The sequence below is a fragment of the Fusibacter sp. genome (assembly GCF_057447755.1).
Map to the genome: position 1 here is coordinate 1 of NZ_JBVBZF010000046.1, position 16,227 is coordinate 16,227.

9 protein-coding genes are annotated in these 16,227 nt (G+C 34.8%); 1 reads left to right on the forward strand and 8 read right to left on the reverse strand.

The genetic code is table 11. The annotated features are described in order from the left end of the window. Positions 1 to 998: 998 nt before the first annotated feature. From AC220I_RS08550 to AC220I_RS08570, 5 genes are all read right to left on the reverse strand, one after another. Positions 999 to 1,361: a hypothetical protein gene (locus AC220I_RS08550; protein WP_486723400.1), complete on the reverse strand. Its 363-nt coding sequence runs from the start codon at positions 1,359 to 1,361 to the stop codon at positions 999 to 1,001. 56 nt (positions 1,362 to 1,417) lie between these two features. Beyond that, positions 1,418 to 3,625, reverse strand: a complete 2,208-nt coding sequence (locus tag AC220I_RS08555; RefSeq protein WP_486723401.1) for a DNA gyrase subunit A — start codon at positions 3,623 to 3,625, stop codon at positions 1,418 to 1,420. Between the two features lie 19 nt (positions 3,626 to 3,644). Next, positions 3,645 to 5,618, reverse strand: coding sequence for a DNA gyrase/topoisomerase IV subunit B (locus tag AC220I_RS08560; RefSeq protein ID WP_486723402.1), 1,974 nt, complete (start codon positions 5,616 to 5,618; stop codon positions 3,645 to 3,647). A 256-nt stretch (positions 5,619 to 5,874) separates the two neighbouring features. After that, positions 5,875 to 6,948 (reverse strand): HD-GYP domain-containing protein, encoded by a 1,074-nt coding sequence (locus AC220I_RS08565; RefSeq protein WP_486723403.1) that lies wholly within the window; start codon positions 6,946 to 6,948, stop codon positions 5,875 to 5,877. 112 nt (positions 6,949 to 7,060) lie between these two features. Next, positions 7,061 to 7,417: a single-stranded DNA-binding protein gene (locus AC220I_RS08570; protein WP_486723404.1), complete on the reverse strand. Its 357-nt coding sequence runs from the start codon at positions 7,415 to 7,417 to the stop codon at positions 7,061 to 7,063. Positions 7,418 to 7,558: 141 nt separating this feature from the next. Between AC220I_RS08570 and AC220I_RS08575 the strand changes: the two genes are divergently transcribed. After that, positions 7,559 to 8,797 carry an MFS transporter gene (locus AC220I_RS08575; protein WP_486723405.1) on the forward strand — a complete coding sequence of 413 codons (1,239 nt, stop codon included), beginning with the start codon at positions 7,559 to 7,561 and terminating at the stop codon, positions 8,795 to 8,797. An 8-nt stretch (positions 8,798 to 8,805) separates the two neighbouring features. On the opposite strand, the gene AC220I_RS08580 is transcribed toward AC220I_RS08575, so the two are convergent. The 3 genes from AC220I_RS08580 to AC220I_RS08590 form a co-directional block, all read right to left on the reverse strand. Further along, complete coding sequence (locus AC220I_RS08580) at positions 8,806 to 13,815, reverse strand: PAS domain S-box protein (protein ID WP_486723406.1); 5,010 nt, start codon at positions 13,813 to 13,815, stop codon at positions 8,806 to 8,808. 17 nt (positions 13,816 to 13,832) lie between these two features. After that, complete coding sequence (locus tag AC220I_RS08585) at positions 13,833 to 14,897, reverse strand: HD-GYP domain-containing protein (RefSeq protein ID WP_486723407.1); 1,065 nt, start codon at positions 14,895 to 14,897, stop codon at positions 13,833 to 13,835. 287 nt (positions 14,898 to 15,184) lie between these two features. Continuing rightward, on the reverse strand, positions 15,185 to 16,227 hold a 1,043-nt coding region (locus tag AC220I_RS08590), incomplete at its 5' end, for an S-layer homology domain-containing protein (protein ID WP_486723408.1).

Below are 16,227 nucleotides of genomic sequence, written 5' to 3' on the forward strand. Positions count from 1 at the left end.
ATGGCTTTTGTTTCCGTTTTGTCTTTTCAGACTTTTATCACTTGTTTCTGTTAAGCAACTTCCATCACCGAAATGATTTCCATAAGCTCAAAGAATTGCGTGTTTTAATTCATTTGCGCTATTCAATTTTCAAGGTCCTGTGTGCTGTCGTTTACATTTTGTTCAACTGCGTTTAACGTAGTTTTTACAATGTGTGACAGCTTTTAAATTATATCAAACGTTTTAATCCATGTCAATACTTGAAACGCATTTTTTATTTGATATTTTTTAGTGTTTGTTGCTTTCCCGAAAGTTTACTTCGTCAAGCGACTTGATTATCTTACTACAGATAGACATGTGCGTCAACACCTTTTGTTTACTTTTTTTCACCAATTCAAAAGTTGTTCTATTCTTAATTTTCTGACACTTTTCAAGTGTCTGAAATCACTAGTTCTCAACGTATTTATCCATCAAATCAAAGCCTTGCAAACCTATGCTGTCATTACTTTTTTTATACTGCCTATTCACCTCTAAATTTAAACTTCACTGAAATAACTTAGCTATTTTCGTTATTGGACGACAATCTATATCATTAATAAGATACTTTTCATGACCTTTATGACAAAACAGATGACTGTTTTCATCATTTTTCATTATTCAATGTCAAAACCTTGTATTGATGTTAGCATTCTCATCTAACCACTTTTCACAAGCAGAATACTCTTACTCAAAGAACTAATGATCTATAACAACATTTAAGCCACCTTCGATGTCTCAAACCAATTTTCGCTGACGCTGTTTGAGATTGAACACTTCTCTTCACAGCTTTCGGCTCAAATTTTGTTGTATATAATCATTTAACGTCAAAACCTTGTTTTGACGTTAACATTCTCATCTAACCGCTTTTCACAAGTAGAACACTCTTGCTCAAAGAACTAATGATATATAATAAAAAAACCAGCATCAAAAACGAATGCTGGTTTATTATACACATGCCAATACTTTTGCATTAAAGTGACTTAAATAACATCAAAAATCTCTTTAGTTGTCACTTCATAGAAAGCATACTTATTAAAATAGGTTCTTTTACTGATTAAAATCTCATAGCCCTCTTTTTCAAAGATCATGCCACGGCCATAGTGTTTAACAAAATGCCATCCCATGCCTTTCATTTCTATAAGGAAATCGATCTCATGGTCTATCTTTGCCACAAACGATAGCGCTTTAAATGATATCTTCTGGACATTTTTGTCTTTGGTCTCAATTTTTAGAATTCCCATAAGGACGTCTAACCATTTCAATTCGTAACTGACCTTTAATATCATGCTCACTGTAAGTGCAATAATTAATCCATTAACAACCTTTCTCATTTTAGGATTCATGATAAACCTCCTTATGTTTCATTTTTCATTAGATACCCATTTTAAACTTTGTTACTCTAATTCGTGCTTCTGTTTTCTAACCATTTTGTCAAGACCAACTTACTTGGTAAATCCAATTCATCTCCTGATTTCGGGATACTTGAAATTCTGAACTTCTCAATATCTTCAATTTCAATGTCAGAAGGCAAAAGATAAGCACTAATGAGGCTTCCCTTCTTCATCCTCACAATTTGAATTCCCTTGGTATTTTTAGTCACCTTTTCAGTGATTAAATCAGTACCACATAAAAGTGCTCGCTGCTCGCCTTTTGGATCTTCCCTAACGGCCAATATGGCACTTTCTTCTATAAAGTAGAAAATACCTGTCAATTTTGACTCGTCCGAATAAGCCTTTACCAATTTCTTTCTATTGGTTTTGGTCTTATAAGCTTCTAAAGGCACTCTAGCCACTTTACCGTTTTCAAATCCAAAAATCATAAAGCCCTGGAAATCTCTTGTGATAACACAATAGATGACTTCTTCATCTTTATCCATATCCAGAATATTAGGTAAGTATACCCCTAAGCTACTCACCTTTTGGTCTTCTATTTCATACAACTTCATTTTATATACATTGTTTTGATTTGTAAAAAAGAGAATTTCATCTTTATTGTTACCGTCAATCTCCTGCAGAATTTCATCTTCTTCCTTGATCTTGTGATCTCCACTAGATCTCAAAGAAACAAGGGAAACCTTCTTAAGATAATTATGGGCCGTGAAAAACACTTTCAAATTGTAATCCTCAATGTGATTTTCTTCATTGTGAATTACAATATCATCAGGCATAACCAACTGAGTCTTTCTTTCCTGACCATATTTTTTTACCACACGCTCTAAATCTTTTATAATGACCTTATTGACTTTAGCTTCACTATTCAAGAGCTCATTTAGCTTTGTAATTTCTTGTTCAAGAGCACTAACTTCACTTAAACGATTGATAATATATTCTTTATTTAAGGATCTTAACTTGATATCTGCAACATACTCAGCTTGAATCTCATCGATACCAAAAGCCTTCATAAGGTTGCCAACGACTTCCTTATCGTGCTCAGTCTCTCTTACAATCTTGATTGCCAAGTCTATATCCAATAAAACTTCTTTAAGACCATATAGGAGGTGCAACTTGTCTGATAAGCGTTTGATGTCATATCTGACTGCTCTACGAATGCATTCCCTTCTAAAGATCAGCCATTCATTTAATATGGATTTAATGCCCAGTACCTTAGGTCGGCCATTGATTAACATGTTAAAGTTACAAGAAAAGCTGTCTTCAAGCGTTGTGTACTTAAAGAGTTTTGCGATTAATTTATCCGCATCAGTGCTTCGCTTTAAATCGATTGTAACCTTGAGACCTTTTAAGTCCGTCTCATCTCTCACATCATTTATTTCTTTAATACGTCCTAACTTAACAAGCTCAATAATACGGTCAATAATTTGCTCTACTGTTGTCGTATAGGGAATTTCCGTAATCTCAATCATGTTGTCTTTTTTGATATACTCGGCTTTTCCTCTAATCTTAAAGCTACCTTGACCTGTTTCATAGATTTTTTGAATTTCATCAGGCACATAGATAATCTCGCCACCTGTTGGAAAATCAGGTGCAGGCATCAATGAGATCAGGTCCACTTCTGGATTTTTGATAAAGGCAATCGTCAAATTGCAAAGCTCTCTCAAGTTGAAACTCGCAAAATTACTTGCCATACCTACAGCAATCCCTTTATTAGGATTTGCCAATATATTTGGAAAAGTAATCGGAAGGAGTGTGGGCTCTTTCATTGTACCATCATAGTTATCCACAAAATCGACGTTATCCTTGTCAATATCCATAAATATTTCTTCACAGATGTCATCAAGCTTTACTTCGGTATATCTCGGTGCAGCATATTTCATATCTCTAGAGGTCACTTTACCAAAGTTACCCTTAGAATCAATATAGGGTAAAAGCAACGACTCATTTGCACGCGCCAGCCTGACCAAAGTTGCATAGATGGCCTGGTCCCCATGTGGATTGAGTTTCATGGTTTGACCGACAACATTTGCAGATTTAGTTCTCTGCCCCTTTAACAATCTCATCTTATACATGGTGAAGAGAATTTTTCTATGAGAAGGTTTAAAGCCATCGATTTCCGGTATCGCCCTAGAAACAATAACACTCATAGCATAGGGCATATAATTATGTTCAAGTGTTTCTGTAATTTTCTGTTCAATAATCAAATCTTTATGCATGTAACACTCCTATTTTGATTTAACTTAAATCGAGCATTTCTAAATAGTGCTCACCATTCTCTTCTATAAATTCTTTTCTGCCACTGAGATCATCACCAAGTAACACTTCAAACATCTTTTGTGTTTCAAATATATTATCAGATGTCACTCGGACGAGTTTTCTCGTTGCAGGACACATGGTTGTATGCCACATCATATCTGGATTATTTTCACCAAGTCCTTTTGATCTTTGGATTGTGTATTTCTTTTTAATTTTCTTGACCATGTCATTCTTTTCTTTTTCATTGTATGCAAAAAGTGTTTCACCATCCGCCACATTAATTTCAAACAAAGGTGACTCCGCGATATATACATTTCCCTGATCAATCAAGGTTGGTATAAGTCTATAGATCATGGTAAGAACCAATGTCCTAATTTGAAAACCATCAACATCGGCATCTGTACAGATTATAATTTTGTCCCATTTTAAGCTGTCATAATTAAAGGTATCCAGTTCTTTGTTGTGTCGTGTTTTGATTTCCACGCCACATCCCAATACTTTTATAAGATCCGTTATGATTTCAGACTGGAATATTTTTTCATAATCTGCCTTCAGACAGTTTAATATCTTCCCTCTTATTGGCATCAATGCTTGGAACTCACTATCTCTTGCCATTTTACATGCACCAAGAGCTGAGTCCCCTTCTAGAATATAAAGTTCTCTAACACCGGTATCCTTTGTTCTACAATCCACGAACTTCTTGACCCTATTTGTCAAATCAATCTTTGAGCTTAAAGTCTTTTTTAAATTAAGTCGCGTCGTTTCTGCTTTTTCTCTAGACCGTTTGTTGATAATAATCTGATCAACAACCTTCAAGGCCTCTTCTTTATTCTCAATAAAGTAGATTTCAAGATTCTTTTTAATAACATCTGTCATAAATTCTTGTATAAATTTATTTGTAATGGCTTTCTTTGTTTGATTTTCATAACTTGTAACAGTTGAAAAAGAGTTGGTCACTAAAATCAAAGAGTCTTGAATGTCTACAAATGATATTTTCTTCTCATTTTTATTATACTTGTTTTCATTTTTTATGAATTTATCAATTTCATACACAAAGGCATTTTTAACTGCTTTATCAGGTGAGCCACCGTGTTCAAGAAAACTTGAGTTATGAAAATACTCAAGTAGGTTGACTTCATTGTTAAAAGTGAAAGCAACTTGTGTTTTTACTTTATAGTCTGGCATATCCTCACGGTCTCTACCAAAACCTTCGTCCTCGAAATAACAGATGGACGATATGGATTTTTCATCACCAATTTCCTCAATGTAATCCTTAATACCGTTCTCATAAATATATTCATAAAATAAATTTTGTGCTTCATCTTCTAAAATAAACTTAATTCCTGAGTTTACAATAGATTGTTTTTTTAAAACACTTTGGTAAAATTCTATGGGAATATTGATATCTTTGAATACATCTAAGTCAGGTCGCCATTTAATCTGAGACCCTGTACGTTTGTATTTTTTTTCTTCTTTGACAAAACCATCTTTTACGATCTTACCTTTTTTAAAACTTAGGCGATATTCAAAGCCATCTCTGTGAATGATGACGTCCATATATTCTGAACTATACTGTGTTGCACACAAACCAAGACCATTTAAACCCAAGCTGTATTCATAGACATCTGAATCGTTGTTATTATACTTGCCACCTGCATAGAGCTCAGTAAAGATTAGTTCCCAGTTATACTTCTTTTCATTTTGATTGTAGTCAACAGGAATCCCCCTAGCATTATCAATAACAGATATTGAAAGGTCTTCGTGTCTAATCACTTTGATTTCTTTACCAAAGCCTTGTCGTGCTTCATCGATTGAATTGGAGAGTATCTCGAAAAATGAGTGCTGACATCCTTCCAATCCATCTGAACCAAATATGACTGAAGGTCTTTTTCTTACTCTATCTGCGCCTTTTAGAGCGACGATACTTTCATTTGTATATTTTTGTTGACTCATTTTACACCTCTTAAACAATATTATGCATTCTATTTTTTTCTCCAATCCTAATCATATCAAATGTTAGCAAGGAAATGCAAGTGTTTTGTTTCGAACGCACGTTCTAACCATCTTCTTTAAAAATATTCTCTATAAAATATAAAAAATCTTTACTACAATTAAGTGAATTCCACTAATTGAGTAAAGATTTGATAACAATCTTTTAATAATGCTTTTTGATCCTGTCTTATTTTTGACACATACCGCAGTTAAATAATCACATGTCCAACATGCTTTCGATTTCCAGTTCAATATGACGTCTTAGGTCAAAAAATGATTCTCCTACTTTAATAAGCGGTCTTGCAGGATCATCTTTATAGGTCATAATAACTTCACCCTCTTGTCCATTGTTCAATCGAACTCTATGACCGATGTAAAAGTGTGAAATATTTGATAAAAAAGTCTTGGACATTGAAAAATCCAAAGAGCTATAGCATTTCTCAAGTATAAAGCTAGCAACCTCAAAGGGATGCATTGCAGGTTTATAAACACGATCGGCAGTCATTGCACAATAAACATCAGCCACTGATACAATTTTTGCAATATAACTCATTTGATTGCCTGTTATCCCATTGGGATAGCCAGTACCATCCACTCTTTCATGGTGTTGGAGGACCCCAAGCATAACATCATAGTTGATATTTGGAATATCCTTTATGAGAATATAGCCAAGAGTTGCATGGGTCTTTATGACCTTGAATTCCTCAAAATTTAAAGGACCTGGCTTATTCAAAATGTTATCCGGGATATTACACTTTCCAATATCGTGTAAAAGTCCAGCTAATGCTGCATCCTTAATCCCCTTAACATCCTGTTTAACCCACTTGGCCAAAAGCCCGGAAATCATGGATACTCGAACAGAATGATCAAATGTATAATCGTCATAAGCATGGATCTGCCACATTTTTCGCGTGAAGGATTCATCATTCAAAATCGCTTCATACAAGGGTTCCAGGGTATCTTGAATTTCCTCATAGACCGGTACTCGACCTAACCGAAATTCATTGTAGATCCCCTTGAATTTATTGACAGTAGTCTGATATTTTTCTTCCACATCAGAAGGCGAGTTTAATCGATTCTGAGGCTCAGTTTTGGTAGATGTACCCTCTGGTTCTATTTGAGAATCTGAAAGTCGAATATTGACAGATTTGATTTGTTTTCTTTTGAGATACTGAATATGAACATCACTAAGAAGAGTATGCGCTCCAATAAGAACAACCCCATTATCATCATAGACATCTTCTAATAATTCCATGCCAACCTCAAGTTGCGTAACATCTACTTTTGTCATTTAACCACCTGTTAATCAATTTATATTTCCCCACTTGTATTATAAACGTTTACGGTGAAAAAAACCAGTCATTTTTTATATTTCACATACGCAGGCCTTTGTTTCAGTGGCTTTATAGTCTGTTTTCAGGATGAGCGGGTTCTAAGAATTGTACCCTATCGGCAACGATTTCAGTCATATAAACCACTTCCCCATCTTCTTTTTCAAATTTACTTGTGGCAACTTTACCAGTGATACTGATCAAGGCCCCTTTGTCTAAATACTTGCAACAATTTTCTGCTGTCTTCCCCCAAACTGTTATTCTCGGAAAGTCAGCAGTTGGTTTGCCTTCGCTTCTTTTTTCATCCTTTTGAGAACTGCCTAGATACCGATCAATGGCTAAATTAAACTTTGTAACATATTTTTCTTCTCCAATTAATTTTAACTCTGGTGCCTGGGTCAACCGCCCTACTAAACTAACATTATTCATACGACCTCCTGTATTTTCCATATTTTGGTATTGATATTATTTTACCATTATTTTACATTTTGTCAAATGTTTTGACTTGTTTTTTTTTATTTTTAAGTTATAATTGAAATGTATTTCGTATATCGAAATTTTGAGGTGATTATGTATTTTATTAAAAAGAGGCCAACAGATCCTGAACTGAATCCCAATTTGAAAATGAACATTTACAATGGTATTTTCTATGCCATTGCAATAAATTTAGTAAACCCTTATTTTGCCAAGTTTGCAGAAAGATTAGGTGCTAGTGACTATGAACTCGCATTTCTAAACTCTTGGCCGGCCTTCGTCAGCATATTCGCCCTGATTCCTGGCGCTTTGATTATCGAAGGGATGGGAAACAAAAAAAAATCCACAATGTTCATTATGTTGGCGCATAAAATTTTCTATCTGACACTGGCTGTGGTCCCTTTTATCAACCACATATCCAAACCATGGTTATTCGTTTTCTTAGTTGGCCTTATGAACTTTCCGGGCTCAGTTTATCTTATGGGGTATCAGACTTGTATCGGGGACATTTTCACTTCTCGTGAAAGAGGACGTGCTATGGGACTGAGGAATCGGTACTCTGATGTTTTTCGACTCATGGTCACACTCTTAGCTGGACAATTACTCACACGTATTCCAACCAATAACGGCGAGGTTATCGCGCTCTATCAAATTTTCTTTGTTGTTGCCTTTGTATTCGGCATTTTTGAAGTCATAAGCTTCAATAAATTCAATATAAGCATTGATCATTCTCAAAATACAAACTCATTTAAAGTAGCCCTTAAAGATGCTATAAAATTTGTCAGTCATGACCGAGCTTTTAAAGTTTTTATGGCATGTTCGCTGACTTTTCACTTCGGTTGGCAGATGGGATGGCCACTATTTAATATATTCATGATTAAAACCTTGGGTGCCAATGAAGCATGGTTAAGTGCGATCTCTATTGCATCAGGTCTTTCTTCAATTGCAACCTCTACACTATGGGCTAAGTTCTCTGATAAGTATGGCAATACACTCACCATTGCAATTGCCACTTTTGGTATGAGTATTACGCCGATTTTATATGCACTGAGCAACTCTATTTGGATGTTGGTCGTCTTTAACATTATTATTGGCGTTTCAATAGCAGGTACCATATTGGTATTGTTCAATATGTTGTTAGAGGTAACACCCACAAAGAATCGTACAACCATCATTTCTATCTACAATACTTTTATCGCTGTATCTGCTACAATTGCACCCATTGTCGGTGTTACCCTTAAAAACTTCACAAATATAAAAACAGCCCTCATCATCGTCGGATGCTTCAGGCTGCTTGGTAGTTTTACTTTTTACCTTAGAAAAAAATTGACTTAGTGGCATTATCAGTTTTCGTTACTTTCAGTCATCTCTATTGAGGCCTCCAAATAGGTCAGAAGGAGTTTTAAGGAATCAATAAATGATCTGACAAGTGTTTCATCCATAATTTCATTCCTTATGGCGACTTCTAAGTCATAGCACACAGTTTCAAGTTGCTTGTCGCCTATATTACCGGCCAACCCCTTAATATTGTGTGCACTGGTTCGAATGTTCTGCCAATTTTGTGCCATCAAATCATTTTCAATCACCTCAGGTAGAGCATGATATTTTAGATAGAATTTCTTGCAAATTCGTTCATATAGTTTTTCATTACCTTCAAGCTTGCGAAGTGCTTCTTTCACATCTATAACGTGTTTTTGTTCATTCATCTGTTCAATTAAAACTGTTTGACTAAAAAACTGAGCCACTCTCTTCTTAATTGCTGAAATACTAACAGGTTTTTTCAAAAGATCTATAGCACCATTTTCTAGTACATAATGAACATCATCATCATTGCTATAGCCTGTAGTAATAATAACATTGACATCCTCATCAATTCCTTTTAACGCTTCAAAGGTCTCTCGTCCATTCATTTCAGGCATAATCATGTCCATAATGATCAGTTCAATTCTGTCTCTGTTTTGTTCATAAATTGACATACCATCAAAGGCATTATCCGCTTCATAAACATTATAACCCTGATCTGATAAAACGTTTACAAAGAGCATTCTAACAATCTCTTCATCATCAATGATCAATATGCCATTTTTTTGAATGTTTTCATGTGCGTGTTCAACCAAATTTGAAGTTTTCTTTTGACCATCACTTGTAGAAAGTGTAATCATAAATACAGTTTCACCCTCTTCACTTGAAAAACTCAAGTGACCATTCATTTCACTTATAATGGATTTCACCGTTGTAAGTCCCATTCCAGACTTATTAGCATCTCCTTTGGTTGTAAAAAATGGTTCAAAGATACGGTCCTTAATTGAATCTGATATACCAACCCCATTGTCCACAACCTTAACATGGACACATTCTTTTATCGCATCATGTTCTACAACGATGTGAATGGACGGCTTTTCAATATTAAGCGTGGCATCTATAGCGTTTAAAATTAAACTGACGATCACATTAAAAAACATGTCCTCATTCCCCATGACAAATATCGCTTCATCAGGAACATCAAGGCTAATATTGGTGTTGATATCATACATATGATTTACAAATTTAACAGCACTTTCAATGCTTTTTTTAATATCCATAGCACTTTGTTTTGCTATTTGAGAATTGCTCATCATTAAGAGTTGATCCGTTGTCTCTTGTAAGGTTAACGCAGTTCTACTAATAATCTCAATATACTCCCTAACGGTTTTCGGCAAGGTCTTAAAATCGCTAATGAGGTTCAAATAGCCAACAATGCCCATTAATTTATTATTGTAATCTAGGGCGATACCTTTAGATACTTGATCAAACACTTGCATTTTATCAAGGGCTGTCTGTTTTTCTCTTATAAACTTATCCTGGGTAATATCTCTTATAATTTCAACAACACCGACAATTCTGTTCTGGTCATCAAAAACAGGATGGGTGTTTTGCTCATACCACTGATGATCCTGATAATACTCTCTTGTAAAGGCCTTTTCCTGTTCAAGGGTTTTTTTAACAATACAGCGTTCACATTCATCATGGCCCGGACTAAAAACTTCTGTACATGTTCTACCGATAATATTTTCATTATCACAATAGATTTTTTTATACCGGGTATGATTTAAGGTGACAATTTCTTTATTGGCATTGTAATAGGTAATCTGATCGCTAACACTGCTAATGAGGGTGTCTTTTTCTCTTTCAGATTGTCGGATTCTCTCTAAAACACTATTGATAACCGTTACGTCCTGAATTGTGCCTTCAAAGAAATTATGACCGTTCTTTATGGTCTTCACTAGGATAATCTGAACGTGTTTAAGACCGCCCTTCTTTGTCTTGAGTTTAAATTCTAAAGTATAATGTCCTGCATGCTTTTTAATCACATTAAGCATGGTAATAATGCGTTCTTTATCATCATCTTCAACTAAGTCAAGGAGCATATCTGTGTTAAAGATTATTGGGGCTTCCAGCTCAAGAATATCGTAGATTACTTCTGAAGCAAACAACTTATCAAAGTCATCCACAAATTCAAAATGACCAAGTTTAGCTAGTTTCTCAGCATTCACCAATTTAGATGTTTGTTCAATCAATTGAGCTTGCATCATGATTCGCTCAGAGATGTCGATGATAATGATGATCGTTCCCGTAAATCGGCTTTCTTCATCATACATAGGCGAAGCATAAAGCATCAGAGATTGTCCTTTGTTTCGCTTGATGCCTTTAATAATGGTATTAATGGTATGACCGTTCTGGATGGTTTGCAAGAGTTCAGAAACGGAGATCCCTGTATCGGTTTCATATTTTTCCACGATATACTCACTGACTCTTTCAATGGTCATCTCAAAATCTTCATGCAAATTTAATAGCTTTGTAGCCTCTTCGTTAATCACTTCAATGCGGCCATTTCGCTTGGTTACGATAATACCCGTTGGCGACTGGTCAATAATGCCTTCCAGAAGTTTTTTCGATTCCTCCAGCCTTTTCGCTGATAACATCTTGTCTGTAATATCCACTGTATTACCGATGACATAAATCGGAATGTTATTAGCACTATAGTAGGTTTTACCGAAAAGCTGAATATATCTTATTTCAGAACTATTTGTAATTCTGAAAATGACATCCAAAGCCTCTGATGCCCAAACTGCACGAGAGAACTTTGTTTCAAAGTAATTTCGATCACTTAAATGTATCATGTCAAGAAACTGCTCAAAGGTTATTTCATTCCCCATATCGTTTATTTTAAACATATCATCAAAGGTTTCAGACACGTCAAAAACACTTCGCGATACATCGTAACGCCAATGTGCCATATGTGATATTTTTTCTGATTCGGTCAATATATACTTACTCTCTTCAAGTTTTAGTACAACATTTTTAATTTCGGAAATATTTCTGTTGATCAAAAGAATCGAAGCGCCATCTTCATCCTCTAAATAACGGCCTCTGGCCCGCATCCATTCCCATTCGTTTCCATTTTGATATCGGTATTCAAATTGAATTTCTGTCTTTTTTTCAGATGTGAGAATATCAATTGACTCATAGACCAAAGATCGATCGTCTTCATGAATATTATTGATCCACTGTAAGTAAGGAATTTCTACGCCAATAAAGCCCTTTTCCATGTCAAACTGTTTATAAAAATTAACATTTTTACTTGGGAGCTTAATTTCAAATATTCCATCTTGAATGGCATCAAACAATTGGGTGAACTTAATTTGAGAGTCTGCAAATTTTCGTTTGTAGATCAATTTTTCTGACACATCCCTAATGACTAGAATAAGTTTCTCTCGATCTTCAACCTCGATGTGCTTACCTGTGATCTCAACTGGAATTTCACTACCATCTTTATGAATATAGATGCGATCAAATTTATGTGAATGATGGTTTCTCGTAACCTCCCAGTTTTCTTTAACCATATTAAGCGTCAGTGCTTTCGTAATATCAACAATGGTTTTTGTCAAGAGTTCACGATCTTCATAACCCAACATTCTGCAAAAAGCTTCGTTTGAATATTCAATCTTGCCATCAAAATCAATAATTACAATGCCCTCTCTAATATGATTTAAAATATTCTTTCCAATGATTTCAGGACTATAGTGGATTGAAGATGCATCCACATAACTAAGTACCAACCCTGTTACAACCCGATGATCATTTTGAATGCATTCCTCCACGATGAACTGGTCACCATCAACGAGTTTAATGCGCTCTGTTTTAAACTCTTCAGGATTCAGAATGATTTTCTTGAGATAAAGTTGAGATTCAATATCTAAAAGTTCAAAAAAGAAATGCCACTTTTTAATGGGCTTGCCTAGCTTGATCTCCAAAGTATCATTATAGAGAATATCATCATTAATTAAATCTGCAACAATATAATGTGATTGATTCAGGACCATACTGTTTCTGTAAATGACATTGAATGCCTGACTTTTTAAACGTTCATAATAAACTTCAGTCAAATCAAAAATATTGGTACAAATATGCTTGTTTCTTTGGTAATAAATAATCTTTTCTTCGATCTGAAAAAATTTCTTTTCATTATGCTTATTTAAAAAAGTTTCGTCCCGTAGTACAGACTTACTTTCTTCAAGCATGACCTCGTGTTCCATTTCCAAATGCCATGTTGGAGATTTGTCTTCTCCAAAGAGCGTATAAAAGGGTTGCCCCTCCACTTCTTTTGCACGCTTATCAAAAAATACTTCTGCTTTTTTATTGATATAGACAATGCGCCCAAAGAGTTCACGTATGATAACAGCATAGGGTGCATACTCCCACATTTCTTGAAAGCTCTTGTGTTGCAATCTCAAATCTTTTTTTATGAGTGCAAGTTCACTGATATCCTTTACATAGATGGCAACGTATTTATTGCCATAGTCAATTATTCTCACTCTTATATGTAATTTGATGTTATTAAAATCTTTGATTTCAAAAGCATTTTCGCCTCTTTTTACAGAGCTGATAATATCCTCTAGATTTACAAAGTGCTGATTTGCTAGAATAAGCTCTTCAAACAAGCTATTGTAGCTGACGAGATCCATGTTGTCTTTTTTGACAATTGCAACAGCTTCATCAATATTATTAAGAAGCTCTGAGTGTCCTAGGTCTTGTGTCTCCATGAAATTATTGACAATGGCTTTCACACTGAGTTTGCTCTTTGAAAAGTAGAAGAGCGCATAAAATAAAATTGACATCACATACAATTGGTTAAGGAACAGAAGGGACAAGTCCCTGTTCACCAATGTCTTGATGTCAAAAAGAAGCATTAGAAATAAAAGTGAATAAATAAAGTAATATCTATCCCCTTTATTCTTTAAATTATTAGAAATGAGTTTATAGAGTGTAATTGTTTCTAGGATTATTTTAATGACGATAATTACAAATACCACTGATGCCCTCCATTACTTTATAAATCAACTGTTTTTGCTATAAATAATGTTAAGTCATTGAGTAAGTTTATAATTTCAGCTTTTTTCTTGTCTTTTATGATTTGTACAACAGGTCTTGTTTGAGCATCTTTATTTTCCTTAATGACGATTCCAGTCTGCTTATTAGAAAGCTCAACGATAGTACCCACAGGGTATATGTTGACCACTTTGATCAAGTGGTAGTAAATCTCTCTGTCCAATTGATATACTGCCTCTGCACGGATCGTTTCGAGTGCCATATCCACATTCATTTTATCTCGATAAGACCGATTGGATACGAGGGCATTAAAAATATCACAGATGGTAACAATGCGTACATGCACTGGAATACTTTCAGCTTCCAGCATCATAGGATAGCCATTTCCGTCAAGCTTTTCATGGTGCAATAAAATAATTTGTCTTGAAATGGGTGAAATAGAAAGTGAATCCTTAAGCATATCATATCCAAGCTTTGAATGCTCTTTAATATGTGCTAGTTCTTCTGTGGTCAAGGGTTCTACTTTATTAAGCACCTCATTGGGAATTTTCATCTTGCCGATATCATGTAGCATGGCACCAACACCGACCTTTTGAACATACTGATTGTTAAGACCAAGACTCTTGGCAACCAGCATTGAAAGGATCGCAACCTCAGCAGAATGGTTATAGGTATACATATCTGTTCCCATAAGCTCAGTCATAACATATAGGGTATCCTTATTTTGAAAGATCATTTCCATCATTTGATCGATGATATCCTTGATTTCATCAACGCCTTTTGGAGAAAGGGAGATGCCCTTTCGCTCTGTAATTTCCTTAAAGATATTTTTAACCGTACTTATTGATCTCACTTTTATCTCATCGGAAATAACATTGTCGAACTCAAGCCCTTCAGATAATTCGTCATCTATATAGACGCAATGAATACTGGATTGTTTAAGTCGATCTATGTAGTTGAGCGTTAAATCTACGCCTTTTGCTAAGAGCAACTGGCATTTTTCATCATAAACCGCTTTTCCCAATATATCTCCAGGTTCAACGCGTTCAATACTTTTTAACCTCACTTAAAACCTCCAACTGAATAGTCCACAAATTAAAAATTACCAACTTTTTTATTATGCCATAAACCTTTTTCTATTGATATAGGACCTTGGTGCTACCTTAATTATACCCTCATATGATTAAAAATAATACTCTTTATGATTTTATATTCTATAATTTTATTGCATTAATAAAATTTAATCACAGCTGCTAACAGGTTGTTAAAAGCATATATGTTTAATCCACTTTTCATAAATTGAAATAAAAAGGGGGATATCCCCCCTTTTTATTGACTTCAATTAAACCAAAATTATTTAATTAACTCATAAAATGCATAAACAGCCTCCGCTCGTTGCATCTTTAGAGAAAGATCTCTACTGCCATCAGATCTTCTGTATTTATCATTTTTCATTTTAGAAGCAATTTCAGACCATGAAAAACTTCTGTTTACAATTCGACCGGCAATACCTTCAAACTCAGAATAGCTGACTTCACTTTCTGGATTGAATAAACCTTTTGAGTCAAGTGATAGATAACCATAATCCACAACGTATTTTACTGCACTATAATCAGGATCTGTTGAACTGATATCGCCAATACTATACATTGATGAAGCAGCATAGTTTTGTGACGGCACCATTATTTTATAAAGCATCTTTGCCAAATCTAATTTTGACAGTTTTATATCTGGTTCAAAGTATGGCGAATCTTCCACGATACCTCGTCTCATGAGTGTATAAATTTCCTTATAAGCCCAATTGAATCGAATATCTAATATATTGCTATAGTCTTCATCTATGAAGATCGCATATTCCCCTCCATTAAACATACCGGCAGGAATTTCTGTTGAAATTAAACCATCTTCGAGTGTTGAATACTGATAAACCCATTGATAATTCTCCCATTTGTATATGCCTGCTTTTTCAGACCCATAGTACTCAAATGATAATTTGATAGGTTTAAGCAGTTCTATTCTACCTTCCTGATTATCAACACTTACAACATATTTAGAACTAACAGGCTTAAAGTCAGCCTTTTGCTGATTGGTATTCTGAAGTTTGAACAAATTGAGATAAGTCGGTGTGGTAATTGTTGCAGCTGGGATGTACATGGTCACAGGTGTTCTAATTTCTTTTTCTATCACGCCACTGACAAAATTCACATATTCATCATCAAAATGTATGGTTTCCTCTCTCAATGTTATCATTTTATAATTTCGATTCATCGTTTCAATTCTCATATTTTGTGTCTGATAGTTTTCTATATACCCTGATAAATACCCTTCCTGGAAACCAGATGCAAATTTTAACCGATATTCAGAAGATTCACGATCTAACCAATATCGACTATTAA